Consider the following 25,140-nt stretch of genomic DNA (forward strand, 5'->3'; position numbering starts at 1 on the left):
TAAGTAGGACGATAATCGCCGTCCTAGCTTAGTCCACCGCCTTGTCGAGGGGGTTATTTCCCACTTCCATATTTAACTAAGCCCGTGACTTGTAGCTACCATCAGTAGTGTTGATGATTAACTTGTCACCGTTCTTGATAAATGCAGGAACGTTAACAACTAAACCAGTTTCCATCGTAGCAGGCTTACCACCACCATCGATAGTAGCACCCTTAATCATTGGTTCAGTTTCAGCAACAGTTAATTCAACAGTAGTTGGTAATTCAACACCAATAATGTCGCCGTTAACAAAGTTTAAGATAACCTTCATGTTTTCAACAAGGTAGTTCTTGTCGTCACCAAGCAAGTCATGGTTTAAACTGTATTGTTCGTAGCTTTCAAGGTCCATAAATACGGCTGAGTCACCTTCATCATAAAGGTATTGAGCAGAACGCTTGTCAACGTTAACTTGTTCAACCTTTTCAGATGGACGCATAGTAGTGTGGACAATTGAACCTGAACGGAGGTCTTGGATGTCCATTTGCATTAAAGTGTTACCCTTACCAGGCTTGTGGTGGTTGATTTGAAGAACCTTTAATAACTTACCGTCACGTTCAAAAACCATACCTTTTTTCAAATCAATTGTTTGAATCATAGTATAAAAACTCCTTCATATAAAACTGAACTCTTTTACCGATTAATGGGACTTTGCTTTAAAGCAAGCCTTAATCTTTGGCTTCGTTCCGTGCCGTTAATCATAGATAGTTACCATCTATAATTTACATTCACTATCTATTGTATCACATTCCCTAATCACAACAATAGCAGTTGTTAGGATGTTTTATCAATAAAAAACTGTCTGCCTATTTCATAATTTTCAATAGACAAACAGCTTTTTTCTTTGATCGATACTTCTAAACTAGCTCAAGATGTAATTGCTTTTCACCGATGAATCCAGCGCGCTTAAGAACAAGGTAAAGAGCAATTGAAAGAACAGCGGGTACTACCACGCCGAAAACCATGTATGTGCTGAACTGAGCCCAGCCACGTGATAAGTAAGCAATTGGTGCAATCAAGGAGTTTAGTCCCAATCCTCCTAAGGTCGATGTTGAACGGAAATCAAACAGAACTGTTGCAATTGGTGCACAAACAGCTGCTGAAACAACCGTTGGAACTAAAAGATAAGGATTGATGAGGAGATTGGAAAATTGAACTTTAGGGGTAACAAGTCCTTGGGCGATATTTGCGCCAAGGTTATTTTGCCGAAATGACATCGCAGTAAAACCAACAAATTGAGCAGTAGTACCGATCAAGGCAGCCGCCGAAGAGATCGGATCAAGCATCAAGGCAACTGCCAAGGCTGCAGAAGAGGCAGGCGTCATCAGAAATAGGGCCCACACAACGGAAATTACCATTGATCCTAAAACTGGTGAAACTTGCATCGAATGCGCAATGTAGGCGGACACAGCAAGAAGCGCCGGCGTAACAACTGCCGCAACGACTAGACCAAAACCGATCCCCACGGCTAACGCACCAAATGGAACAAGAACCATATCAAGTGGCGTCTTTCCAGTTAAATACTTACCGACAAGAACAGCAACAAGTGCCGCTAAAACAGCAGAAACAGGTTGGCCAGTAGTAAGAACCGGTGCTCCCGCTGCCGCCGCAGTTACTTGCCCTGTTGCAGTCATTCCTTTAACCGCCGTATCAGTAAAATGAACACCATTTGATCCAACGGTAGCCGCTACCATTGATGCAAATGTAACTAATGTATTTGTGTTCATCTGTGAAGCAACCGCAACTCCAATAGCAGGCGCTAATAATGCTTGAGCCTCACCACCAATTAGGGTAAGGACATGGATACCTGTCAAGTTACCAATTGTTTGAGTTAATAATCCTCCTCCTAGAACGACCAAAATAGCATTAGCCACCGCCGCAAAAATTCGATAGGCCACTTCCTTGACCTTTGATGAATTTTGATAAGTTGCATTAGCTTTAGAATTGCTAACTCGATTTTCCATCATTAACGCCTCCTTATAATTTATTTTTTGTTTAATAATTGTTGTTAGTTTAATCGGCTCATAATTAAAAGTCAATTATATTTCTAATTATATTTTAATGTTAATAAAATCTCTTATTTAATAAACATTTCATTCTCAATTACATCAAAAGAAAACCTTTTCATAAAAATATATTAAAGCTTCATTAACAAGTGATAATTTTATCATTTGTTAATCGTTAAGTATTTCGTTCTTAATATATCACTAGGTAAAGAAATCAATCCTTTATTTAATCATTAAAATCAATTTTTATTATAACGCCGGTTGTAAAATTAAGTTAGAAAAATAGAAAAGCCATTTGTGGTAGACTTTTGAATACCCCTAAACAAAAGAAAGGAAACCACAAATGACTTACACCCATCTTACCACAAACGAGCTGACAATCATCGCCCATTCTTTCGTACAAAAGCTTAAAGCGTACCGAGTGGCCCAAATGATCAACCGTTGTGCCGAAACCGTTTATCGCGATTATCGTTACCTGGAAACCGGTGCCTCAATTGCTGATTATCAAGATCACTATATGCGTAATAAGCAACGTTGTGGCCGAAAACGTACTCAGTTGTCACTGGCTGAACTCGCTTATATCAACGACAAAATTGCCCGGGGGGGTGGACGCCTGATACCATTATTGGGCGCGCTGAGCGCCCAATTAGTTGTAACCAGCGAACTCTTTACCGGATGTTTGAACGTGGCCAGTTCGGCTTCGATGTCCGTTCCTTGCCGATGCGAGGTAAGCGGTACCCGAATGGCTATGTCGAGCGCCGCGGGAAGGCTGGCCAATTGGGGCGAAGTATTCACGAGCGTGACAAGGACTTTCCGCACTATACCACTGAATTTGGGCACCTTGAAGCTGATACCGTCCAAGGCAAAAAGCACCGAGGGGCGGTAATGACCCTGACCGAACGCCAATCGAAGGTCGAAATTGTACTCAATGTGCACGAAAAGACGGCTGATGCGATTAACCAACACTTAAGTCAGTGGCTTCGGAAATTCCCGCGGCACTTCTTCAAATCGATTACCTTTGACAACGGAAAAGAATTCGCCGGCTGGCGCGAGATTGCCAATCAATTTGACCTTCACACTTACTTTGCCGAGGTTGGTGCTCCCAATCAACGAGGGCTGAACGAAAACAACAACGGTCTTTTACGTCGGGATGGCTTAACGAAACAGCTAGATTTCCGCAATCTTCCTGATGAATTGGTAACCCAACTGATGAGTAAGCGAAATAACCTGCCCCGTAAATCACTAGGCTATCGAACTCCATATGAAGTATTCATGTCTTGCGTCACTAATGAGCAACTATTTTCTTTCTAACTTAAATTGACATTTCGGGAAATTAATTTTTTATCATCCTACTAATTTAAAGGTCAACAAAATTTATCCTTGGCATTGTTAAGAGCAAAATTAATAAAAAAACGAATGGTCGCTCTACGCTTAATACCATCCGCTACCACAATACATTAGTCATTGCTTTTCGTTGTTTCTTTCGGTTGCTTCTTTGCAAATAAGTGATATACGAGTCGGGCAACCAGTGCTTGTAAAACAATCGTTACTACGCTTTGTGCAAGTTTTCTTACCCATTTCATAATTTTAGCTCCCTTACTTAAATCATGCCTTGTAGTTAAACCTAATCTTCTATCACTTTAATTATACTCGTTTCTTATTAATTTGTTTAATAGAAGTCTTTATCTTAAGATTAGATAAAATTATTAATTTTCATAATAATCTTCAATTCATCAATATAAACGCACAAAAAGCCCTTTTTATTCGATAATTGAGAATAAAAAGGGCTTAAAATTACCACAATGTTGTCTTTTGGCTAATTATAATTTTATTATTAATTTTCTAGATAATTTAATGGCTTATCAACATTCACCTTTGTTCCTTGATACTTTTTAGCAATCCATTGTTGAATTTGCTTATTATGGTAAAGCTTGACTAACTTCTTATATTCTTTATTATCACGGTTCTTCTTAGCAGTTGCTAAAACATTAATGTTATCCTTCGTGCTTTGATCAACTTTTTCGTGATAAATAGAATCTTTCAACACATTTAAATGACCAGTTAAAGCAATCGTATTACCGATTAATACTAAATCAGTTGACTTTAATACTCGTGGTCCGGTGGTATCATCAATTTCTTTAAATTGAAGGTTCTTTGGATTAGCCGCAATCTCATTGGTTCCACTTGTTGCCCCAAAGCCCGGCTTCAATTTTATCAAGCCTGCACTTTGTAAGAGCAAGAGGCCCCGCGCCGTGTTTGCTGGGTTATTAGCGATCGCAACTGTGGCACCATCCGGAATGTCTTTAACACTCTTATACTTATCCGAATATAAGCCCATTGGTTCTAAATAGGTAGTTCCCATCGCCGCTAATTGTGCTTTCCTATTTTCCTTATTATAAGCTTGCAGATATGACCATGATTGGAAAGCATTTACGTCAATTTCACCACTAGCAGTCGCCCGGTTTAAAGCTACGGGATCAGTAAAGCTCTTGACCTTAATCTTCAAGCCTTCACTTTTGGCCTGTTTACTATTTGCAATGTGTTGCCAAACCTGGACATCTGGGCCAATCGTTCCAACAGTAATCTCATCGTTGCGGGTAAACCCACCATTAGCGCCCACACTAAGTCCAGCTGCAACTAAAATCACTACTACAATACCAACAATCCACCAGCCGGTATGCTTTTTCTTTCTCATCATAACTACCCCTTTACTTTTGTTTTCGCTATTCGTCATAACTAGTCGCAATAGCCAACGGGATCCGACATGTCGTTATTCTCGAGAAATCCTTAGTCAGCGTTTACCAAAATTATTATTAGTCAACCACGTGGCGTTCAAATGGCTTATCTGAAATACCTTCATCAAGAATCTTCTTTGACCATTCCTTCGCAGAGAATAATGAATGATCACGGTAGTTACCGCAAGATTCAATCGTTGTTCCTTGAACATCTTCCCACTTAGTCTTGTAGGCAATTTCTTCAAGTGAAGACTTCAATGCCTTGGCAACTTCAGTAGTTGAGTGTTCACCCCATGTAATTAAGTGGAAACCAGTCCGGCAGCCAAATGGAGAGCAATCAATTACGCCACCCAAGCGGTCACGAAGCAAGCCAGCAAGCAAGTGTTCAATCGTATGCAAACCAGCAGTTGGAATTGCATTTTCATTTGGTTGAACTAACCGTAAATCATAGTTACTAATCTTATCTCCCTTTGGCCCTTCTTCAACAGTAATTAAACGAACGTAAGGTGCTTTAACCTTTGTGTGATCTAATGTAAAACTTTCAACTTTAGCCATAGTAAAACTCTCCTTTTCTGCCTGATGAGGATAAATCTTGGAACTAAAAAATCCCTAGGAACGGCAATCCAACCAATTCCTAGGGACGTCTAATATTCATTAACGTGATACCACCCTAATTTAGCCTTATCTCACAATAAGACCCGCAAAAAGTACATAAAAATACTCCAGCACGGTAACGGGTGCTAATCGCTTGCTGCTAACATGTATGCTCACAGCATCAGTCTGCTCCAAGACCATCTTCATTATTCGTCACCATACTAGTTCTCATCTTTCCTAGCTCTCTGTAATGGCATTAAATAATTACTCATCTTTTCTAAGCAATATCTAATTTAATTGTAATTATAATATCCTTATCCTTACTAATTGTCAACACATATTTCAAAATTATTCACGATATAACATTCTTAACGTTTTAGCATCATTTTTAGTTATTCCGTTTTTGATATTTCGTGGGATCATCACACTATGCTCATATTCTGGAGCGTGGGCTAATCCAAGTGCATGTCCCAGTTCATGTTGTGCAACCTCACTTCGAAATTCTTTATTAGTATAGTCTAACTGGTTAGGGTCCAAAGTTGAGGTTGCCTTATGCAAGGTATTCGTAGTCGGATCATATTCAGTCCGGGTTGAGCCGAGTTCAGATGTTGTATAGCCAACACCATTGTTTCCCGTATTATTTCGTGCTAGATCACCATCGGCCGCAATAATATTAGCCTTATCTTCGTTCTTAGTCCAGCGGATATGAACTGCTTTCGTCTTGTTCCACTTTTTGACCGCATCACGAAAAGCCCATTTTAATTTAGGATCAGCCGTTTCCATATAAATAGTAATATTCTTTTTCTTCCACTTAAAGCCTTCAAGCGGTGTCGGTGTATTTTCTGGGATTCTTAGCCGGTCTGCATTTGGTCGTTGGCCACCATTAGAAAACTGAAAATCATTACTATTAGAAGAATCCTGGCTAAAAAATGATGATTGGAAGGGTTGAGAAGGCGCATCTGCATCAGCAAGGACATGATAATCGCCAATTCCAACCATGCCAGCGACTAAGAGTGCTACTAAAAATCGACGCATTTAATCATCCCCATTCCATAAAGTTAGAAATGACAACACGGTTCGAGGCGTTCCTGCCAGAAACTGACAATCCAGTTCTGAGAGAAAAAGCCGATCACCGTTCCAATATTAAAAGCAAAGATTGCATGATTTTTAAGAGAACATAACAAGATAATGATAACGGGCAAGACAATGTTAAAGTATTTCGTGAATTTAAGACTGGCGCGCCGTTTTAAGTAGACTGTTAACTTATCGTGTGGATGAAAACAACAATCACACTGTTGGTAAAGAGCATACCCGGCAAAGGCAATCACTAAGCCGAGTAGGTCAAAACCGAAGCGCAGGAAAATGTTCATCGTATCGATTCCCCAAAAGCGCCATAAGTTCGCAAAAAGTTGCATTAAAATACTGTACGGAACTAAAAACGTTAATTCCCAGCCAAATTCTTTAGGGACAAATTCACCAACCAAAAGGATATTAAGGCCAATGACAAATAGTCCTTCTGTAAAAATCGTCTCTGTCATGTTCCAGCCCATCATATGCATAATATTGACGATGGAGGCTGGCCATGGCATACTCCCTAAGTTTGTTACAATCGTCATTGAATGACCAATTGAGTTTAAGACAATCGCCAGTGCTAAAAATACATACCGACGCATTTTTATCATCCCGTTTACGCTTATTCTCTATCACAGTATTTTAGCACGCTTATTGATTTTATGCGTTTATCTTGTCCTGAATTTTTGTAAGTATGCAAAAGAGAGTGGGAAATAACCTCCTCGACAAGGCGGTTGGCTAAGCTAGGACGATGATTAGCACAGCACGGGCTGATTATCGTTCGTACTTAGACTCGAGCCTTGTGGTTATTTTCCACGTTATCTTTCTATTGTTCATAAAAGTAGTTGAGGCTGAGAGAAAACAAAAATTTTCACCCAGCCCCTATTGTTTCAATCAGTTTTAAATATTAATCGCGTTCAAAGCCATCCATAATAATGTAAGACTTGATTGCTTCACGCTTATCCATTGCTTCATAAGCTTCTTGAATTTGGTCAAGGTCGAAGCTCTTAGTAAAGACCTTACCAGGGTTAATGTCACCATCAAGAACAGCCTTCAACAATACGTCCTTGTCGTAAGTGGTTACTGATGCTGGACCACCGCCGACAATAGTGTTGTTGTAGAATAGCACCGTCATGTCCATCTTTGGGGTATGAGGTAAGCCAACCCGACCAACGATGGTACCTGGACGGCCAACTTTCATGGCAGTATCAGTTGATTGTTCAGTACCAACGCATTCAAGGACAGCATCAGCACCGGCACCGTTAGTGAGTTCCATGATCTTTTGAACCGCTTCGTCACTACGTTCAGCAACATTGTCAGTAGCACCAAATTCCTTAGCAAGGGCTTGACGGTCAGCATGGCGACTAGTAGAAATGATCTTCTTAGCGCCCCGCATCTTAGCAGCAATAATCGCACAAAGGCCAACAGCACCGTCACCCATTACAACAACTGTATCACCATCACTAACGTTAGCAACTCGTGCAGCGTGGTAACCAGTAGCCATAACATCAGCAAGGGTTAAGAGGGACTTAAGCATTCCTTCACTGTAGTCACTTGGCTTGCCCGGAACTTTAACAAGCGCCCATTGACCGTGTTGGAACCGAACGTATTGAGCTTGCACACCAGAGCTAAAGTTATCGTTGTGACTTTGGCAAGAACCATCGAAGCCCGCGCGACAAGCAGCACAGTGCCCACATCCATGAGTAAATGGAGCAATCACAAAGTCCCCAGGTTTGACAGTAGTGATATCTTCACCAACTTCTTCAACAATTCCAATTGCTTCATGGCCAGAGTTTTCAGAATCTTTTTCAACCGGATTAATTCCTCGGAAGTTCCATAGGTCAGAACCACAAACACAGGTCCGCACTACCTTAATAATTACGTCATCAGGCTTTTCAATTGTTGGACGGTCAACATCAACAATCTTCATTTGACCCGCCTTTTCAAAAATAGCTTTTTTCATTGAAACGACCTCCTTTTTTTATTATTCGCCGTTTGTAAAATTAAGTTAGAAAAAGCTGATAACCTCGCCTGTTTGACATGGTTATCAGCTTTCAAGTTTCAGATTTAATGTGTAAACTTGAAAGGGCACAGTACCTCTGCAGGCGTCATGATTTTTTATTTATCGTTTTATCAATCGTTTAGCATTTCATTATATAAAAAACGGCTCTACAATTTTAAGTACTGATGGATTTAACATCAGTGCTTTATTTTTTAAAATTTAAAATAAAAAAGCGAAAGATGGTTGGACCCCGTCTTCGTTAAGAAAGGACCATCTTTCATGAACAATTCTATCAGAACTATCTTAGGAGTTAAAGATCCCTATCTCAAACTAGATGAAAAGAACTTTGATAATCCAATTGAAGATCAACCTAATCAAATCATTGTCCATCTCATCCAAACTTATCCTATGCATTGCCCACGATGTGGACAGCTAATGTGTAAGAATGGCTATAAAACAGTTAATTGCTTGGGACCAGAGCTTCACTTTAAACCAACAATCTGGTCGATTAAAAAGCAAAAATATATCTGTAAAGCTTCCCCTTCTTGTCCCGAAGTAATTACTAAATTAGCGGCTGTTAGAGATATTAATTATCATGATCATATCTCTTTAGCGATAAAACAACGAGCCATGATGCTTCTGACGAAAAATGAATCACAAAGTGATTTAGCCAAAGAACTAAATGTCTCTGACTGGACAATTAGACGAGTCATTACAAACCTTGATCAATTTTTCAAGCCTAACTATCATTGGTTGCCTCGCCATATTGCTTTTGATGATTTTAAATCTGGTCGCTTTGCGCCCAGTGGAATGAGTATGATTCTAATGAACATTGAAAATAAACAGACACTTGACATTATCCTGTCACGAAAAAATAGTTATTTGCGGGACTACTTTCTTCGATATGACCGTTCAGCACGCCTAGCAGTTCAAACAGTAACAGTTGACTTATACACTCCATATCGTCACTTAATTCATGAACTCTTCCCTCACGCTATAATTATCGCTGATCATTTTCACATCGTTGCTCAAGCGTATCGTGCATTAAATAAAATTAGGATTCAAGTAATGAATCGCGCTGGTGCTGCCACTCATGAGTGGCGTGCACTTAAGCATTTTTGGAAATTACTTTTAACACCTGCTAATGAGCTTAAATATAATAATTATTGACCAAGACGTAACTTTAGTTACGCTCAATTAACCGATGTTGAAGTTATTCACCGTCTCCTAAGTTTTGATAATGAATTAAAAAAAGCTTATGAATACTATCAAGACTTAATTATGGCGATTGCTCATCGTAGTAAGAAAGAATTAAAAAACTTACTCGTAATTAAATGGACACAGCTTCCACAAGCACTACAGAAAGTTCAGCGTACCCTTCGTAGTCATAAACAAGAAATCTATAATAGTTTCAAATATAACACCTAGATAAACGGCCCTGTTGAAGGAACTAATAATAAAATTAAAGTTATTAAACGAACTGCTTATGGCTTTCGTAATTTCTTTAATTTCCGGATTAGAATTCTTCTTGCATTACCAAATACCTATATCGCAATAACTTGGCAAAATAAACAAACAGCTCATGCCAAAGTCCAGGCACAAGCTGCTTAGTAAAACTATTTTATTTTCTCATCAGTACTTCTTGACGAAGAGCCTAAAAAACAGCTGTGGATTTCCCCTCTGACGTGTACCCCCAGAGTTGGAAATCAACTCTGGGGGTATTTTATATGACCAAAATTAGCGTTAAAACTAAACTTAAAGCTGTTGAAGAATATGCCAACGGTAATGTTACTTTAGCATCAGTTAGGCATAAATACGGGATTGCTGAACATGATTTCCAAATTTGGGTGGGAATTTATGCAAGATTTGGTAAAGGACCATTACTCAATCCACTCAAAGTAACTGGGGATTTTCGGTTAAATCTGGTAAAGTGGAAACAAGAAAATTTGGCGTCAATCTCAGAAACTTGTATTCACTTTGGATATCGTTCCCCAGGTTCAGTGTATCAGTGGGAATGTCTCTATAACAAGAAAGGGCCACAGGCTTTACTGAGATTGTGTCGGGGAAGGAAACCTAAAAATGGTCAAACGACACGACAAGAATCAAGACAAGCTTCTTCAGCTCCAAAAACAGAACCAAGCTTTACAAAGAGAAAACTTATTGTTAAAGATACAACTCGATGCCTCAAAAAAATTGACAGCCTTGAGAAAGCGTCCAAAAAAGAACTCGCACAAGTAATTTATGGCCTCAAGGCTAAATACTTATTAAAGGATTTGATCGATGCACTTCCCATTTCCATGTCAACCTATCAGTATTGGCAAAATCGGTTTGAACATCCGGATGAGGATGAAGAAGAACTTAAAGCCGTTATTAAAGGCCTCTTTAACTACTACCAAGCTGAATACGGCGTACGCCGTTTAAGCACTCAAATTCGAGACTACTATCGCTTAATTGGTAAAAAGACACCTAATCATAAGCGCATTCAGCGCTTAATGCATGAAATGGGACTTAAATGTATCAAATATAATCGGCGAGTCCGTAAGTATGATTCCTCTAAGGGACCAAATGGCAAGAAAGCTAAGAATAAGCTAAATCGGCGTTTTATGAGTAACCGTAAATATCAGAAAATGGTTTGTGACATTACAGAATTAAAGGCTCATGATGGGCGAAAAGTGTACTTAGAAATTATTAAGGACTTGGCAACTAACCAGATTCTTACTTGGTCAATCAGTCAACATCCAAATCTTCAATTCGCATTAGATCCACTCCAGCAATTACTTAAGCAGTTACCTCATACAGGATACCAATTAACTTTACATACTGATCAAGGCTGGCACTATCAACATCGTGCTTGGCACAAACTACTTCGTCAGGGAAACATTAGGCAAAGCATGTCGCATCGAGCAACCTGTCTGGATAACGCTGCCTGTGAAACAGTCTTTAGTAAACTGAAAGCAGAAATTGGTCCTGATACCAGTTATTGCAATCAAGAAGAATTAAGCCAAGCAATTAATGAATGGATTCACTTTTATAACGAACGCCGTATTCAGACAAAACTAGGCAACCAAACTCCACTTCAATATGAGCAGAATCTAGTTGATGAGCAGAATCTAGTTGCCTAGAAAAATATTTATTCAATTTTAAAGCAAGAACATACAGGTTCCAACTTTAAGGGTACACGTCACTCCGCAGCTGTTTTGGTGTTCTATTGGGTATACACTTTCTGGTATGGATGGAGATTCCATGCCAGATTTTTTTATACAAAAAAGAGGACATTTGCTGTCCCCTCGTTATACAATCAATTCACTACAAAAATCATGAAAGAAGGTTAAACAAATGTCCCATAATGATTCTATCCTAAATATTCTTGGAATTAAAGATAAAAATATTAAAATTATTTCTGTTGAAGAAGCTGAACACAACGATGATTCTGTTAAAGAGTATATAACACTAATAACAGCTACTCTTTCCTATCCGATTAATCGTTGTCGTAACTGTGGCTTTCCTACAGTTAATAAGGATGGCTTTCGCAAAACTCATGTACGACTGGCTAGTTTAAACGGGAGAAGATATGAATTAGAGCTTCGTAAACAACGCTATAAATGTAAATCATGCCATACTACTTTTGGTGTTATTACCAATTTAACCAAAGAAAATCAAACCCTATCCAGTAATCTTAAAAATCAAATCATGCTTTGGGCTCGTAAAGGACTATCTGGTCAGCTAATTGCTGAAATGTGTCACTGCTCTCCTAGCAGTGTTCGTCGAACAATTTTAGAGCGCATGGAACCACACTATCGTGTAGCTAAGTTGCCTAAGCATCTATGTTTTGACGAGTTTCGTTCAACTAAGTCTGTGATGTCCTTTATCTGTTGTGACGCTGAAACCCACCAAATTATCACAAAGTTACAGGATCGTCTATCACCTACCATTATTGATTATTTTGAAAGTCGTTATTCAAAAGCCGAACGCGAATGCGTCCAATCAGTTGTGATTGATTTAAATGCTCAATATCAAAGCTTTATCTATCGCCTTTTCCCTAATGCCAGCATTATTATTGATCGTTTCCATCTTGTGCAATTAGCTGGTCGCGCTTTGGACAATTGTCGTATTTCTATCCTAAAACAACTTGATAAACAGAGCCGAGAATATAAAATTATGAAGTCACATTGGAAGCTATTCCATAAAAAAGCTGAAGATCTTCACCCTGAAGAAGTAGTTTTTCTTCGCGGCGTTAAGCAATATATGACTCGCCAAAATGCTGTTGATCTCATTACTAGTAAATTTTCCAAGTTTGCTGAAGTATACCAAACTTACCAAGATATCACGAAAGCCCTAAACGAGCGCAATAGTGAATTACTAGAGTCAACCATCTTAGACTACCAAAAAACCAATACAGAAATGGATACCGCTATCCAAACCCTTCGTCAAAACAGAAAATATGTCTTAAATAGTGCTAAATTTGAATACTCTAATGTTCCTTTAGAAGGCATCAATCGCAAAATCAAAACTCTAAAACGAACTTGTTATGGTTTTGCCAATCAAAAATTTTTCTTTTTAAGAATCGATTGTATTTTTTCGTAAAAAAATACCCCCTACATTTTCGTAGGAAGTATTTTTAGTCAACCATACCAGTTGACAGATATCCGTTCTATTCAGCAAGTCTACCGACGACTGGCAGATCCTTTAATACCCGTTTACCATGGGGTGACTTTTCAAGCAAAACGTCTGTCAAGTCCTGGCCGGCCAAGTTTCCATGGTGGCGGCCACCCTGCCAGGCTGGTTTAGCAGAGACGTCATAGATTACACCTTCAACTGCTACGTAGGCAGGTTGACCAGCTTGGCCATTGTACTTTGCTAGTTCATCCCTCGTCATTACCTTATCAGCCATCATGATGACCTCCTTTAATTTTGGTAATTAAACCGTACCATGAACCCTGGCTCTTTGTCAATCGGTAAGGATGAAGAGAATTTGGAGAACTATACTAAGCTACTTTGGCTTTTGGTCTAGTTCTCTTTTTTGATAATTCACGGATCATGAGATTAGAAGTCTTCAACGAAATAAGAAGCCTAATCCGAAAATGGAAGAAGTTGCGATAGCCATATGCGGTTCGTTTTATTATCTTGATTTTATTATTAGCGCCTTCGATCGGCCCGTTGGTTAGTAGGATGTAAAAGCTGGCAATGATCTCCTGGCGGTGCTTGGCAAGGGTTCGCTTAACTCGTCGCATCGCACTTGGTAAATTATTCCGCTTGATTAACTGATCTAACAAGGCCTGACTGCGGTTACTAATCGTGGCTATTAAGTCTTGATAGTATTCGTAGGCAGCCCTTAGATCTGGAGAGAAATCGAGTAGCCGTTCGACGACTTCTTGATTGGATAACCAGTGATATTGGAAGTTACGCCGAGAATAACAGTGTAGGTAATTAAGTAAGGGTCCTTGATTCCGGTCCAAAAGTTGATATCATTAGTCATGAGGAATATATCCTTTCTAAGACAACCGAGGTAGTTATGGGGATAACATAGAACGGTTGTCTTTTTTTGTTTCGCCGTTTGTAAAATTAAGTTAGAAAAATAGAAAAGCCATTTGTGGTAGACTTTTGAATACCCCTAAACAAAAGAAAGGAAACCACAAATGACTTACACCCATCTTACCACAAACGAGCTGATAATCATCGCCCATTCTTTCGTGCAAAAGCTTAAAGCGTACCGAGTGGCCCAAATGATCAACCGTTGCCAAGTTTTAGCGCGTTATAAAGAGGGGATTAAGTGTGGCTTTGAGACTAAGTTCTCAAATGGTCGAACCGAAGGGATTAATAATCGAATTAAGACTATCAAACGAGTTGCCTGTGGTTATCGTTACTTTACGGCATTTAAAACTTGGATTTATTTAATTATTGGCCACCAAATTCAAACTAACTAAAAAGAACCGTCACGAATGACAGTTCTAACTAGACCAATTTAATTGGCGATGATTCATATTTGCGTATCAACACTACTTGACGTAGAGCCAAAAAAGTCCAGCCACTCAAATTGAGTTTGCTGGACCATTATACGCGAAACTAATTTTAGTATAACAAACTAAAGGATCTATTTCCAAGATTATTTAGTAGATTCTGTTGCGATCCGTTCAAAATTGCTTTCAAGATCCATATTAGTCGTCGGATGACAATCTGGATCACCGTTATTTGATTGGTCAACTAACACAACCGGTTTACCATTATGGAAGGCAAAGAAGTATGTAATTCGATTTGGCAATGGCGGTTCTGTCCCGTCATGATTATAGATCGCTACAACATTATATTCATAATCACCCTTGCCTGATGGTGCCCAGCCAATCAAGCCAGACTGACCTTCTACTAATTCTTTGCTTAAACCATCGGGGTATGTTATTCCTGTTGAAACCTTCAATTCATTTTGACCATCATATTGTTCATAGGATTGGTGCATTGTTGGTCCCCATTTTTGCATAAACGATGCCAACTGCTCATTCTTTTGATTATTCCACAATGAACTATCGTGGTGCGATTCACTACTGCTTGTATTATTAGTAGTGGCAGTACTTTGACTACTGCTAGCTTCTGAATTAGTCTTTGCGGTATTGCTACTGCTTTGCGTGCTTTGGTTGCCACAACCAGTTAAGGCAACGCCCAAACTAGCAATCGCAAGAACTTCCATTAATTTTTTCAATTTTATCCTCCCCAAACGTAAATAAAGACCAGAAAGAATGCTTCCCTCTTCTTTCCAGTCTACCTATTAATCTTCAACTTTTTTAGCGTCGTTCATTGCCTTCATGATAGAAGGATTCTTTGAATGACAATCCTTGATCATTTGGATATCTTCTTCACTTAATTCAACGGTGTATTTATCCATGATCTTCCCTCGCTTTACTTAAAAAATTACACCCTTACTATATCACATCACAGGAGCAGTGTCTGGCTTAATCAGTAAATTAAGATCATTAATTGACATTCAACTGAGATTTGCTAAGATTAACATTGAATTGCATAAACGGGGAGCTTGCAGACAGGCTGAGAGGGGACTATGCGTCTCGACCCAATGAACCTGATTTGGATAATGCCAACGTAGGAAGGATTAATAAAGGACGACCAGGATCAAAGTGATTACTGGTCGCTTTTTACTTTGCACTATCTTAATCAAATCAAACTTAAGGATGGTGGAATTATGCAACGACAGACAACAATTATCGAAAACAGCATGATTTGGTGTGGCGCCGGGATTTCAATTGCCGAAATCCTAACTGGGACTTACTTAGCTCCCCTTGGTTTTACAAAAGGGATCGCCGTAATTATCCTTGGCCACATTATCGGCTGTTTTCTGCTCTTTTTAGCTGGAATTATTGGCGGTCAGCAACGTCTTAGTTCAATGAACGCCGCAAAAATTAGTTTTGGCCAAAATGGCAGTAAGTTTTTTGCCCTATTGAATGTTCTCCAATTGATCGGTTGGACCGGCATCATGATTTATGATGGTGCATTAGCAGCCAATGGGGTCTGGCACCTTAATCAGGCATTATGGGTCATTTTAATCGGCGCCCTGATTATTGGCTGGCTGCTCGTCGGGGTTCGGCACCTTTATTACCTTAACCTTGCGACCATCTCAACATTATTAATTCTAAGCGGTCTCCTATGCGCCGCCATTTTTACCCATCATTCTACCAGTTCACCAACTGGTACATTGTCATGGGCTCAGGGGATGGAGCTAGTTATCGCCATGCCATTATCGTGGTTGCCACTTATTAGTGATTACACCAGTGTTGCTCAACGACCCGTGCCAACTAGCGGGATTAGTGCAGTTGTCTATGGCCTGACTAGTTGTTGGATGGCCTTCATCGGTTTAGGAGCTGCTATCCTTACTCATGACATTAACATCGCCACGATTATTTTACGGGCCGGCTTGGGAATTGCCGGTTTATTTATCATTATTTTTTCCACAATCACAACGACATTTATGGACGCTTATTCTGCTGGTGTTTCTTCAAAAACGATTTTCAATAAATGGTCGGGAACAATGGCCGCAATTGGTGCAACTATTCTAGGAACAATTAGTGCATTAATTTTCCCCATGGATAACTTCAGTAATTTTCTTTACCTTATTGGCTCAGTTTTTGCACCAATGATTGCGATTCAAATTACAGATTACTTCATTTTGAAAGTAGATTATCGTCAACAAAATTGCCAATGGACTAACCTAATTCTCTGGTTGATTGGTTTTATCATTTACCGAATTCTGCTAAATTATTCATTTCCGCTCGGCAGTACCGTTACTACCATCATTGTCATCATCGCAATGACATGGGGCACCTGTCGCGTTATGAAATTAGTTAAAGCAAAATAGTTAAGCTAAATAATTACAGGAAAAGAATATTAAGTTCATTTGTCCTAATAACCGTTTAGGGCAGGTAGACTTTTTATTTTAAATTCAGTTCAAACCCCATATGTTTATTGTCAATTTTGTCATCAGTATAAATCGTTCCGCGTTTTATAAAGCCAATCTCCTGGCCTATTTTTTGAACAGGAATATTTTTGTAATGAGTATCATAACGGAAATTCCTTACTCCCTGCAAATACCCAACCGTAAGTAAATTGGAGAAGATATATTTCCCAAAACCTTGACCATTGTGGGAAGGAAGGACTGCTAATCGATGAATGATTGCATATGGCTCATTTGGTTTTAACCACGATCCATCTTTAATCTCTTCATACGTTTGTTCCGAGGTTAGTTGTAAGGTAGCCGTCCCAACAATTTTTTGATTATCAATTAGCACCCAGTTATAGCCAGCTTTAATATCATTTTCCATCGTTTTCTGGAAAGGATGACCATCTTGCCATTGTGGATTACCCTTTTCTTTTAATTGTGCTCGTGCCTGTTCAATAATTGTCATCACACTTTGAAGATCATCCAAAGTTGCTCGTCGTAAGTAAATTGCCATTATCTTTTCTCCTTAATCATCTCTCACTCCTAATAACAAAATTCTAATATATTAATGTATGGTCATTTTATCACGATTAATTATTAAACTGATGGGGCTTTAGCTAAGTTTAAGTGTTTTGTCACAGCGTTTTCATTTTAAGGAGGGAATCTCATATTTATCCATAATAAAAAGGCCTCCTTTAGAATTGGGAGACCCTTTTATTTAACTTTATATCATCTAATTTGTTCAAACTTAGTCGCTTTATGATCAATTCCTTGACCGGCATTGGCAATCTGATAAGTAAAGTTACCAGACCGCATCTTTTTGCCTAATGCTAGCATATGATTATATTGCCACATTGAGACTTTCCCATCTTGCAGTTTTGAAAGTGTCAACCGATTTCCTTGCGCCTTATAATTCCACTTGCCATCTTCGGCGTTGTCTTGGTAGGCTTGTTGAAAATCGCTAGCACTATTACTTGCTTTGATTGCCGTATCCTTGTCGGGAGTAACAACAACCTGATCCCCACTTGTGGCAAAGGTCATATAAGCATTCTGATTACCTGACACTGATGTATATTCATAAACGTGACCAGGAAGGCGTTTAGCCACTGTCCGACTAGCATAGAGATAAAAGCCGCCAATAACAACCATTACTGCTACTAAAACAGAAATAATAACTTTTGTCTTTTTTTGCATTTTTATCCCCTATTACTCATCGTCAGAAGTGTCGGTGTCGTGGTCACTTGTAGTAGCTTGACTGTTGCTATCTTCATCATCACTGCTGCTTTGACTGCTGTCATCGCTGCTTTCACTTTCGCTACTACTGCTGCTATCGCTATCTTCATCATCCTTATTGCTGCTACTATTGCTGCTATCAGCGTCATCATTAACACTAGCGTAGACATGGATCTCGTTGCCATCTTTTTCAATGTAAACTGTCGTATCCTTCTTGGCTTTTGAACCTAGGGCACTTTCGATTTCACTAAGGATCGCATCATAGTCATTCTTCTTAGCATCCTTTAAGATAGCTGCTGAATCAACATTAAGTTCATCAGCGTCACTACCCCCATCCCCTTCGTCAAAGGACAGTTTGTCATTATTATTGGCATCATTCAAGCCGCTCACAATGTCAGAAGCACTGACTGATGAAGTATGCTTCTGATGCTTAGCAGACTTAGTTGAGCTGGATTGACTAGCACTTTGTTCATTATCATTGTCGTTGTTGTTAAATGAATTTACCGCGCCTGCCTTGTAAATTGTTGTCGAATGATCAGAATTGTCGGAATTATCGTAATTCTTAACAACAGATTGTGGTTGAACGGCAATATTCACTGTTGTTGGGCCATTATTGATTGTAATCTTTGTCTGGGCAACAACATTCGGATTTACGTTGGGATCATAACCAGCAGGAACGCTTCCTTCACGGTTTAAGATAAGAACATCCCCAGCAAAGATTAAATTAGCATTTTGAATGTTGTTATCGTAGCAAAGTTTAGCCACAGAAATTCCAGTTGCGGCTGAGATCCCCGATAAAGTGTCACCCCATTGAATAATGTAACGAGTGCCATTAAGGTTATTGGTATTAATGTGTTGCATCGCCATATTATTAGAAATTTGTTCGGGGGTATTGGCAATCCAATTAGTAATATCCGCTTGCTCTTCTGGTGATCCACTGGCATTATCAGCCTCAGTAGTTACCACAGAGCCAATCATTACTGATCCCGCTAAAACAGCAGTCATAAAAGTAGCTGCTAGTTGCTTCTTACTTAACTTCATAGAATTATCCTCCCTAATAGTATCAAACCTATTAATACAGAAATAATTTTACTGCTATTAGAATAATTCTTCAAATGCAGGTATGACCCTTTCTATTTGGCGCTGGTTTTAATAAGATAGAACGAACCAAAAACGGCAACCAATGCATAGATTGCCCCAACATACCCAATCTGGTTAATTTGAACAAAATTGATACTGATCGATGCTGTCAAGGAACCAATCGATACTCCCACGTTAGTACAAATTGGGTTTAATGAAGAAGCCAGATTCATTGCTTCTGGATATTCCCGATCAGCAATGTTCAGAAACATTACTTGCAGAATTGAACCGGGCATTCCTAGAACAAAACAAATAACACACAATAACAGAATTCCTAACCATGCAACATGGAACATTGCATTCATCAACAACAAACAAATAAGAACAGTACTACTAATAATTGTAAGTTTAGTGATCCCAAAACGATTTGCGATTACGCCGGCACATATATTACCAAGAATAAACGTAATTCCAATAAGTCCTAATAGCCATGTTAAGTTAGTCGTACTAAACCCAAGAACATTGGTAATAATGGGGCGAACATAAGTATAGAAAGTATATTCAGCGGACATTAATGTTACCATTACGATAACCCCAAGAATTATTCGCCGATCCTTAAAAAGTTGAACTTGGTTACTTAACGAAGCATTTTCTTGACGACTGTCCCGTGGTGTCGGCCAATATAAAAAGCCACAAATAATTACTGTTAAAACCGAAATGAGGGCAAAACTATCCCGCCAAGAAAAAGCATTACTAATTGCCGTTCCAACGGGGACCCCTACAATCGTAGCAATACTAAAACCAGTGAAAGTTGAAGCGACCAGCATTGCCCGTTTTTCAATGGGCGCAATCATACTTACAAATACAAGAATCAATGAAATAATTGTCCCCGCGACCGCAGCTGTTACAATCCGCGAAACAAATAGCCAAAATAGGTTAGGCGCAACTGCGGTTAAAGTGTTACCGATTAAAAAGATTAGCATTAGCACCATCAAAACCTTAAAACGATCAAACTTACCTGTCAAAGTGGTAATTAAAGGCGTGCAGATAGCATAAATAATTGCAAAACTAGTAACTAAAAAGCCAACCGTTGATAATGAAGCATGGTAACTTTTGGCAATATCAGAAATAACCCCCACAATCATAAATTCATTACATCCTAATAAAAATGCGGTTAAGACAAAAACAACGGACTGCAAGCGAAATTTAGACATATCTTTAGCTCCTTTCGTATAAATAAAATTAAAGAACAAACAGCAACAGGTTTAACCGAATTATTGGATCAAGCTCAGTTAGAAAAAGATGACCTCGTAGTGTTAGGTCTTTCAACTAGTGAAGTCCATGGCGGAATAATCGGAAAGGACTCTAACATTGAGATTGCCTGGGCGATTGTTTCGACAGTTGTTAATATCTTACGAAAACACCAACTCCATTTAGCAGTCCAAGGTTGCGAGCACCTTAATCGGGCACTTGTTGTCGAACGAAATGTAGCTAAGGAGCGCGGCTTTGAACAAGTTACTGTCTTCCCTTCGCTCCATGCAGGTGGTGCAGGACAAATTGCTGCTTTTGAAAACTTTAACGATTCGATTGAAGTTGAACACATTACTGCTGAAGCCGGCATGGACATCGGTGATACCTCGATTGGCATGCATGTTAAGTTTATCCAAGTTCCAGTTCGCACTTCGATAAAACAAATCGGACTGGCTCATACGACTTATCTCCGCAACCGACCAAAATTGATTGGTGGTGCGCGCGCAAAATACGAATAGGATCCGTTTGACAATAAATAATTTTAATTATGAGGCTGCGAGAAAACTTTTTCAACATCCTCTTTTTTTATACGAATCTTGTTACGATATCGTGGAAATCCTTGTAGACTAGCTTTGCATTGTAGCCATCCTTGCGGGAGTGGGGCTAAAAACTCGCAAGCAAGTTTAATTCTATTCCCTTTTTCGTTCAATTATTTAACTTTCCGATTACCCAATTCCCAAAAAGCGAGGGCCGAGGCAGCCGCCACATTTAAGGAATCAACGCCTGTAGCCATCGGGATCTTAATTGTAAAATCACTCTGCGTAATTGTATTTTCTCTTAATCCCGGCCCCTCTGAACCAAGGATAATGGCTAATCTATCCACCTCAGCTAACTGAGGATCATCAATATCAACCGTGTTATGACGGAGCGCCATCGCGGCTGTTTTATAGCCAGCTCGATGAAGAAGATCAACTCCTTCTGACTGCCAAACTTTAGCATCAACATAGGTCCACGGTACTTGAAAAACCGTTCCCATAGCTACCCGTGAGGCCCGGCGATAAAGGGGATCAGCTGAGTCGCTCGTTACAATTACCCCATCAATTCCGAGAGCTGCGGCTGAGCGAAAAATCGCCCCAATGTTGGTGGGATTAACAACACTTTCCAGGATTGCGATACGCGGATGGTCACTGGGCATAGTAGCCAAAAAATTATTTAGACTTGGCCGTTTGACGCGGTGCATAGCTGCTAATGCTCCTCGTAAAAGATTATAACCACCACCAGCCAACTGCCGAAGTAATTTACTATTAACTACATAAATTGGCGTTTGTTCTAATCCCCTAGTTTGGTTAATTGCCATCTCATGATCCAAATCAGCCAAGTCGCGCTCTAGTTCCTTTTCTTCTATTAAAAGAGATGCTGGCCGATAACCTGCTCGTAAAGCTCGTTCAATCACTTTGGGACTTTCCGCAATAAATAAACCCGGATTAGGTTCAAGAGCATGAAAAAGTTGTGCTTCATTAAGTCGCATATAAGGATCTAAATCTGATCCTGTAAGATCTGTAAGAAAAATTAAATTATGCATATTGAATTTACCTTATCTTAAAAACTGAATTAGTTTAGTATACTCTTATTTTCGATCTTTTTCATGACGGTTATTTTATAACGAGTTTCGTTTGCCGATTAGTAATAAAATCACGTTGAATCAAAAGAGAAACAATCATTGCTAAAGCATCAATAATTATGAAAACAATTAAGGTGACATAGTAATTGTGGAGAACTTGGTGTGTGTAAGAAAGAAGAAGGGGTCCCACCATCCCAGCAATTGCCCAGGCAGTTAAGATATAGCCATGAATAGCTCCAAGTTCTTTTGTTCCAAAAACGTCACCGAGATATGCCGGAATCACAGAGAATCCCGCCCCATAACAAGACATTAATAAGCACAACGCTAACGCAAAGATAAATGGCGCCTTAAATAAAAGAAGAACAAAGAGCATCACAATATCAAGAACAAAAATCAAACTATAGGTAAGTGGCCGGCCAATAAAATCTGATAAAGTTGCCCAAGCTAGACGACCAAAACCATTAAATAGACCAATGATACCAACCATTACGGCAGCCGCACTCGCTGTCATTGTCGTCATGTCCTGGGCCATTGGTGAAGCAGCTGAAACTAGCCCAATTCCGGTAGTGATATTAATAAAAAACATAAACCATAGGAAAGCAAATGTCCGTGTCCGCAAAGCCTGATTAGCAGTTAATTCGCGACCAGTCAAACTTATCCGTTCAGCATTCTTAGCAATCGCTGGAGGGAGTTCATGTGATCGTGGCTTCTTGATAAATTGGGCAGCAACCAGCATTACAACAAAATAAAAGCCTCCGAGAATGTAGAAGGTATTTACAACGCCAACGTTCGCCATTAAACTTTGCGCAATCGGCCCCGTAAGCATCGCTGCAAAACCAAAGCCCATAATTGCTAAACCAGTAGCTAGTCCCCGCTTATCGGGAAACCAACGCACGATAGTAGAAACCGGGGTTACATATCCTGACCCTAATCCTAAGCCACCTATTACTCCATATGCGACATATAATAACCATAATTGATGAGACTGAATCGCTAATCCCGTTAAGGCAATCCCACTCCCATAGCAAATACTTGAAATAGTTCCAGTAACTGTTGGCCCAAATTTTTCTACTAAACGCCCCATAAAGGCAGCTGACATCCCCAAGCAAAAGATAGCTAAGCTAAATGCAAACGATACTGAAGTTTCCTTCCAGCCTGTATATCCAGAGATTGGTTTGGTAAACACACTCCATGCATAGACACTACCAATCATCAAATGCAAAATTACTCCTGCAATAGCTACTCCATAACGATTTCTTGTTTTCGGCATCTTCACTACTCCTTCTCTACATAATTTACGAACTTTTTAATAAATTAAGCTCTATAAGTTCGTCTATTTAAAAATATCATAGAGCAACTAACTTATCAATAAGAAAAAAACGAACAATCTAATTTAGCGATAGCATTTATTACTGCTTGAAACTTACCTTTAATAGTAAAAAACACCCAGCTTTTACACTGGATGTTTCTCATTGGCAAATATGTTGTTTTTAATTGAGTTGACTTAGTTTTAAAACTACCAAAGTACCATCATATCGCAGTTCCAACTCTAAGTTACATTATATAATTCTATTCGTATTCAATTGAAGATGCCCCTTTATTATCCCTATAATATCGGCATTTCTAGAGTCATTTCCTATTTTTGGTAGGGTTTTGGTAGGATTATTTGGTTGAATGGAGATGCTGATTTCCATTAAAAGCCAACTTATTTTCTTTAGCATTTTTGAAAATAATATTACCTTCCATTTTATCAGCAATGCTTTCATCATTATGCGGCCATAAATGCGAATAGTACTTGAGTGTTATATCTGGACCTGAATGCCCAAGTCTTCTGGAAACTGTTAACACATCAGCATTAAACTCATTGATTAAATAACTAACATTACTATGTCTAAGTCCTTTAGCCTGAATAGGTTTCACACCAGCAATTTTTGCAAACCTCTTAATTATCAACGGAATTGTCGTTCGACTCATGGGGGTATCATCATAGGACATTATAAAGTGATATACACCATGAGCTTGTTGATCTTTTTGCCAAGATTTTAATACTCGAATAGTGTCGTTGTCCAACGATATCGTCCTAATGCCATTTATAGTCTTGGTGTAGGGCTTTATTGTGTAATGTTCCTTATTAGTCATATCAAGCGTTTTATTGATTCTTAAACGATGCCGTTTATAATCGACGTCATCATATGTTAAAGCCAACCCTTCGCTCACACGCATCCCACATGTGAAATATAAGTATAAAATAGTAAAACACATGTGTTGATAATAATCTTTAGTATATATGACAGAAAGGACTTTCTCAAATTCTGATTTTGTCCAGAATTCAACATTAGATTTACCTTTATTAATAGCCTTGGTCTTACGAGAAGGATTTTTAGTAAGAAAATCCATTCTTACAGCATAATCTAACGTATTACGGAACAAACCATAAACCATGCTTGAAAAACCTTGAGAATAACCACTTTTATTGAGCAAATATACTCTAAATTTCTCACAGTCAATAGATCGGATACTTCGTAACTTATATTGCCCAAACCAATTTATTAAATGTTTAAAAATACTTTGACGACTCTTAAAAGTACTATGTTCAACATCAGATTTATAAGATGGAATATAGTAATTCTCCATAAAGTCACCGTACAAGAGTCCGTAATTTGCGTAACCATTCTGACTCTGGTACTCATTCTTTATCCTTAAGCACTCTTTATATGCATCATGTGCAGATCTAAACCTATTATTGTTGGCATCTCGTCGACTTTTCTTTTGAATTCTTTTTCCTGTCAATAAATCATGGCCTAATTCAACTAAATAATAGTAATGACCCTTATTGTCTACATAAACATCTGGATATTTAGTCTTTGCCAATACTATCATTCCCGTCTTTTAATAACGGAAACCCAACAATTTTTTCAACAGCACGAACTGGTACAACACCAATCCTTTTCCCATTGTATAAAGGCAAACCTTGTTCCACAAGATTAATTTTAGCTTGGTGAATGATATCGCGTGCCTGATGTTCCTTGAATCCTAGTCGAATTAAGTCTTTATAATTAACCATTGGTTTCATG

At 38.9% G+C, this 25,140-nt stretch carries 24 protein-coding genes, 2 pseudogenes, 1 riboswitch and 1 other annotated feature; of the genes and pseudogenes, 7 read left to right on the plus strand and 19 right to left on the minus strand.

Annotation, left to right across the window (positions count from 1 at the left end; translation table 11 throughout):
* Positions 1–76 precede the first annotated feature (76 nt).
* Both efp and LREU_RS08290 read right to left on the minus strand, forming a co-directional pair.
* Complete coding sequence (gene efp, locus LREU_RS08285) at positions 77–634, minus strand: elongation factor P (RefSeq protein ID WP_003664757.1); 558 nt, start codon at positions 632–634, stop codon at positions 77–79.
* A gap of 259 nt (positions 635–893) precedes the next feature.
* Positions 894–2,075: a PTS sugar transporter subunit IIC gene (locus LREU_RS08290; RefSeq protein ID WP_003668955.1), complete on the minus strand. Its 1,182-nt coding sequence runs from the start codon at positions 2,073–2,075 to the stop codon at positions 894–896.
* Positions 2,076–2,385: 310 nt separating this feature from the next.
* Here LREU_RS08290 and LREU_RS08295 point away from each other — a divergent pair.
* Positions 2,386–3,353, plus strand: a pseudogene (locus LREU_RS08295) (IS30 family transposase).
* Positions 3,354–3,499: 146 nt separating this feature from the next.
* Here the strand turns inward: LREU_RS08295 and LREU_RS10660 are convergent.
* From LREU_RS10660 to LREU_RS08320, 6 genes are all read right to left on the minus strand, one after another.
* The gene (locus tag LREU_RS10660; RefSeq protein ID WP_003664763.1) at positions 3,500–3,625 is read right to left on the minus strand and encodes a hypothetical protein; all 126 of its coding nucleotides are present in this window, start codon (positions 3,623–3,625) and stop codon (positions 3,500–3,502) included.
* Positions 3,626–3,876: 251 nt separating this feature from the next.
* Entirely contained in the window at positions 3,877–4,740 is an 864-nt protein-coding gene (locus LREU_RS08300) for a MetQ/NlpA family ABC transporter substrate-binding protein (RefSeq protein WP_011953549.1), read from the minus strand.
* Positions 4,741–4,855: 115 nt separating this feature from the next.
* Entirely contained in the window at positions 4,856–5,332 is a 477-nt protein-coding gene (locus LREU_RS08305; protein WP_003668959.1) for an S-ribosylhomocysteine lyase, read from the minus strand.
* Positions 5,333–5,410: 78 nt separating this feature from the next.
* Positions 5,411–5,660: a binding site (T-box leader), on the minus strand.
* Between the two features lie 59 nt (positions 5,661–5,719).
* Entirely contained in the window at positions 5,720–6,406 is a 687-nt protein-coding gene (locus LREU_RS08310) for a matrixin family metalloprotease (RefSeq protein ID WP_003668960.1), read from the minus strand.
* 23 nt (positions 6,407–6,429) lie between these two features.
* Entirely contained in the window at positions 6,430–7,044 is a 615-nt protein-coding gene (locus tag LREU_RS08315; protein ID WP_011953550.1) for a DUF6198 family protein, read from the minus strand.
* 305 nt (positions 7,045–7,349) lie between these two features.
* Positions 7,350–8,405, minus strand: coding sequence for a zinc-dependent alcohol dehydrogenase family protein (locus LREU_RS08320; RefSeq protein WP_003668962.1), 1,056 nt, complete (start codon positions 8,403–8,405; stop codon positions 7,350–7,352).
* Between the two features lie 318 nt (positions 8,406–8,723).
* On the opposite strand from LREU_RS08320, the pseudogene LREU_RS08325 reads away from it, so the two are divergent.
* From LREU_RS08325 to LREU_RS08335, 3 genes and pseudogenes are all read left to right on the plus strand, one after another.
* Positions 8,724–10,055: pseudogene (locus tag LREU_RS08325) on the plus strand (ISL3 family transposase).
* 116 nt (positions 10,056–10,171) lie between these two features.
* Positions 10,172–11,566 carry an IS3 family transposase gene (locus LREU_RS08330; protein ID WP_003668965.1) on the plus strand — a complete coding sequence of 465 codons (1,395 nt, stop codon included), beginning with the start codon at positions 10,172–10,174 and terminating at the stop codon, positions 11,564–11,566.
* Positions 11,567–11,780: 214 nt separating this feature from the next.
* Positions 11,781–13,028, plus strand: coding sequence for an ISL3 family transposase (locus LREU_RS08335; RefSeq protein WP_003668966.1), 1,248 nt, complete (start codon positions 11,781–11,783; stop codon positions 13,026–13,028).
* Positions 13,029–13,095: 67 nt separating this feature from the next.
* Here the strand turns inward: LREU_RS08335 and LREU_RS08340 are convergent, their stop codons facing one another.
* Both LREU_RS08340 and LREU_RS10325 read right to left on the minus strand, forming a co-directional pair.
* Positions 13,096–13,338: a cytochrome b5 domain-containing protein gene (locus LREU_RS08340; protein ID WP_003668967.1), complete on the minus strand. Its 243-nt coding sequence runs from the start codon at positions 13,336–13,338 to the stop codon at positions 13,096–13,098.
* A gap of 91 nt (positions 13,339–13,429) precedes the next feature.
* Positions 13,430–13,900, minus strand: a complete 471-nt coding sequence (locus LREU_RS10325) for a transposase (protein WP_011953551.1) — start codon at positions 13,898–13,900, stop codon at positions 13,430–13,432.
* A 180-nt stretch (positions 13,901–14,080) separates the two neighbouring features.
* On the opposite strand from LREU_RS10325, the gene LREU_RS08350 reads away from it, so the two are divergent.
* Positions 14,081–14,368, plus strand: a complete 288-nt coding sequence (locus tag LREU_RS08350) for a transposase (RefSeq protein WP_003668971.1) — start codon at positions 14,081–14,083, stop codon at positions 14,366–14,368.
* Positions 14,369–14,547: 179 nt separating this feature from the next.
* Here LREU_RS08350 and LREU_RS08355 read toward each other — a convergent pair whose 3' ends face one another.
* Positions 14,548–15,135, minus strand: coding sequence for a DUF4767 domain-containing protein (locus LREU_RS08355; protein ID WP_003668972.1), 588 nt, complete (start codon positions 15,133–15,135; stop codon positions 14,548–14,550).
* Positions 15,136–15,447: 312 nt separating this feature from the next.
* Positions 15,448–15,556: riboswitch (TPP riboswitch) on the plus strand.
* Between the two features lie 74 nt (positions 15,557–15,630).
* On the opposite strand from LREU_RS08355, the gene cytX reads away from it, so the two are divergent.
* The gene (gene cytX / locus LREU_RS08360; RefSeq protein ID WP_011953552.1) at positions 15,631–16,800 is read left to right on the plus strand and encodes a putative hydroxymethylpyrimidine transporter CytX; all 1,170 of its coding nucleotides are present in this window, start codon (positions 15,631–15,633) and stop codon (positions 16,798–16,800) included.
* A 73-nt stretch (positions 16,801–16,873) separates the two neighbouring features.
* On the opposite strand, the gene LREU_RS08365 is transcribed toward cytX, so the two are convergent.
* The 4 genes from LREU_RS08365 to LREU_RS08380 form a co-directional block, all read right to left on the minus strand.
* Positions 16,874–17,395 (minus strand): GNAT family N-acetyltransferase, encoded by a 522-nt coding sequence (locus LREU_RS08365; protein WP_003668975.1) that lies wholly within the window; start codon positions 17,393–17,395, stop codon positions 16,874–16,876.
* Positions 17,396–17,610: 215 nt separating this feature from the next.
* On the minus strand, positions 17,611–18,075 hold the full coding sequence (locus LREU_RS08370; RefSeq protein WP_003668976.1) for a hypothetical protein: 465 nt from the start codon (positions 18,073–18,075) through the stop codon (positions 17,611–17,613).
* A 12-nt stretch (positions 18,076–18,087) separates the two neighbouring features.
* Complete coding sequence (locus tag LREU_RS08375; protein WP_003668977.1) at positions 18,088–19,155, minus strand: LysM peptidoglycan-binding domain-containing protein; 1,068 nt, start codon at positions 19,153–19,155, stop codon at positions 18,088–18,090.
* A 92-nt stretch (positions 19,156–19,247) separates the two neighbouring features.
* Positions 19,248–20,408 carry an MFS transporter gene (locus tag LREU_RS08380; RefSeq protein WP_011953553.1) on the minus strand — a complete coding sequence of 387 codons (1,161 nt, stop codon included), beginning with the start codon at positions 20,406–20,408 and terminating at the stop codon, positions 19,248–19,250.
* Positions 20,409–20,426: 18 nt separating this feature from the next.
* Between LREU_RS08380 and LREU_RS08385 the strand changes: the two genes are divergently transcribed.
* Entirely contained in the window at positions 20,427–20,963 is a 537-nt protein-coding gene (locus LREU_RS08385) for a TIGR01440 family protein (RefSeq protein WP_035164165.1), read from the plus strand.
* Positions 20,964–21,154: 191 nt separating this feature from the next.
* Here LREU_RS08385 and LREU_RS08395 read toward each other — a convergent pair whose 3' ends face one another.
* The 4 genes from LREU_RS08395 to LREU_RS08410 all read right to left on the minus strand — a co-directional run bounded on the left by LREU_RS08395 (position 21,155) and on the right by LREU_RS08410 (position 25,139).
* The gene (locus LREU_RS08395) at positions 21,155–22,027 is read right to left on the minus strand and encodes a TrmH family RNA methyltransferase (protein WP_003668981.1); all 873 of its coding nucleotides are present in this window, start codon (positions 22,025–22,027) and stop codon (positions 21,155–21,157) included.
* A 70-nt stretch (positions 22,028–22,097) separates the two neighbouring features.
* Positions 22,098–23,336, minus strand: coding sequence for an L-lactate MFS transporter (locus LREU_RS08400; protein ID WP_003668982.1), 1,239 nt, complete (start codon positions 23,334–23,336; stop codon positions 22,098–22,100).
* A gap of 392 nt (positions 23,337–23,728) precedes the next feature.
* Positions 23,729–24,946, minus strand: coding sequence for a tyrosine-type recombinase/integrase (locus tag LREU_RS08405; protein WP_003668983.1), 1,218 nt, complete (start codon positions 24,944–24,946; stop codon positions 23,729–23,731).
* The gene (locus LREU_RS08410) at positions 24,924–25,139 is read right to left on the minus strand and encodes a DUF3173 domain-containing protein (protein ID WP_003668985.1); all 216 of its coding nucleotides are present in this window, start codon (positions 25,137–25,139) and stop codon (positions 24,924–24,926) included. The genes LREU_RS08405 and LREU_RS08410 overlap by 23 nt, the downstream gene beginning before the upstream one ends.
* Position 25,140: the final 1 nt, after the last annotated feature.

The organism is Limosilactobacillus reuteri subsp. reuteri (assembly GCF_000016825.1).
Classification (GTDB): Bacteria; Bacillota; Bacilli; order Lactobacillales; family Lactobacillaceae; genus Limosilactobacillus; species Limosilactobacillus reuteri.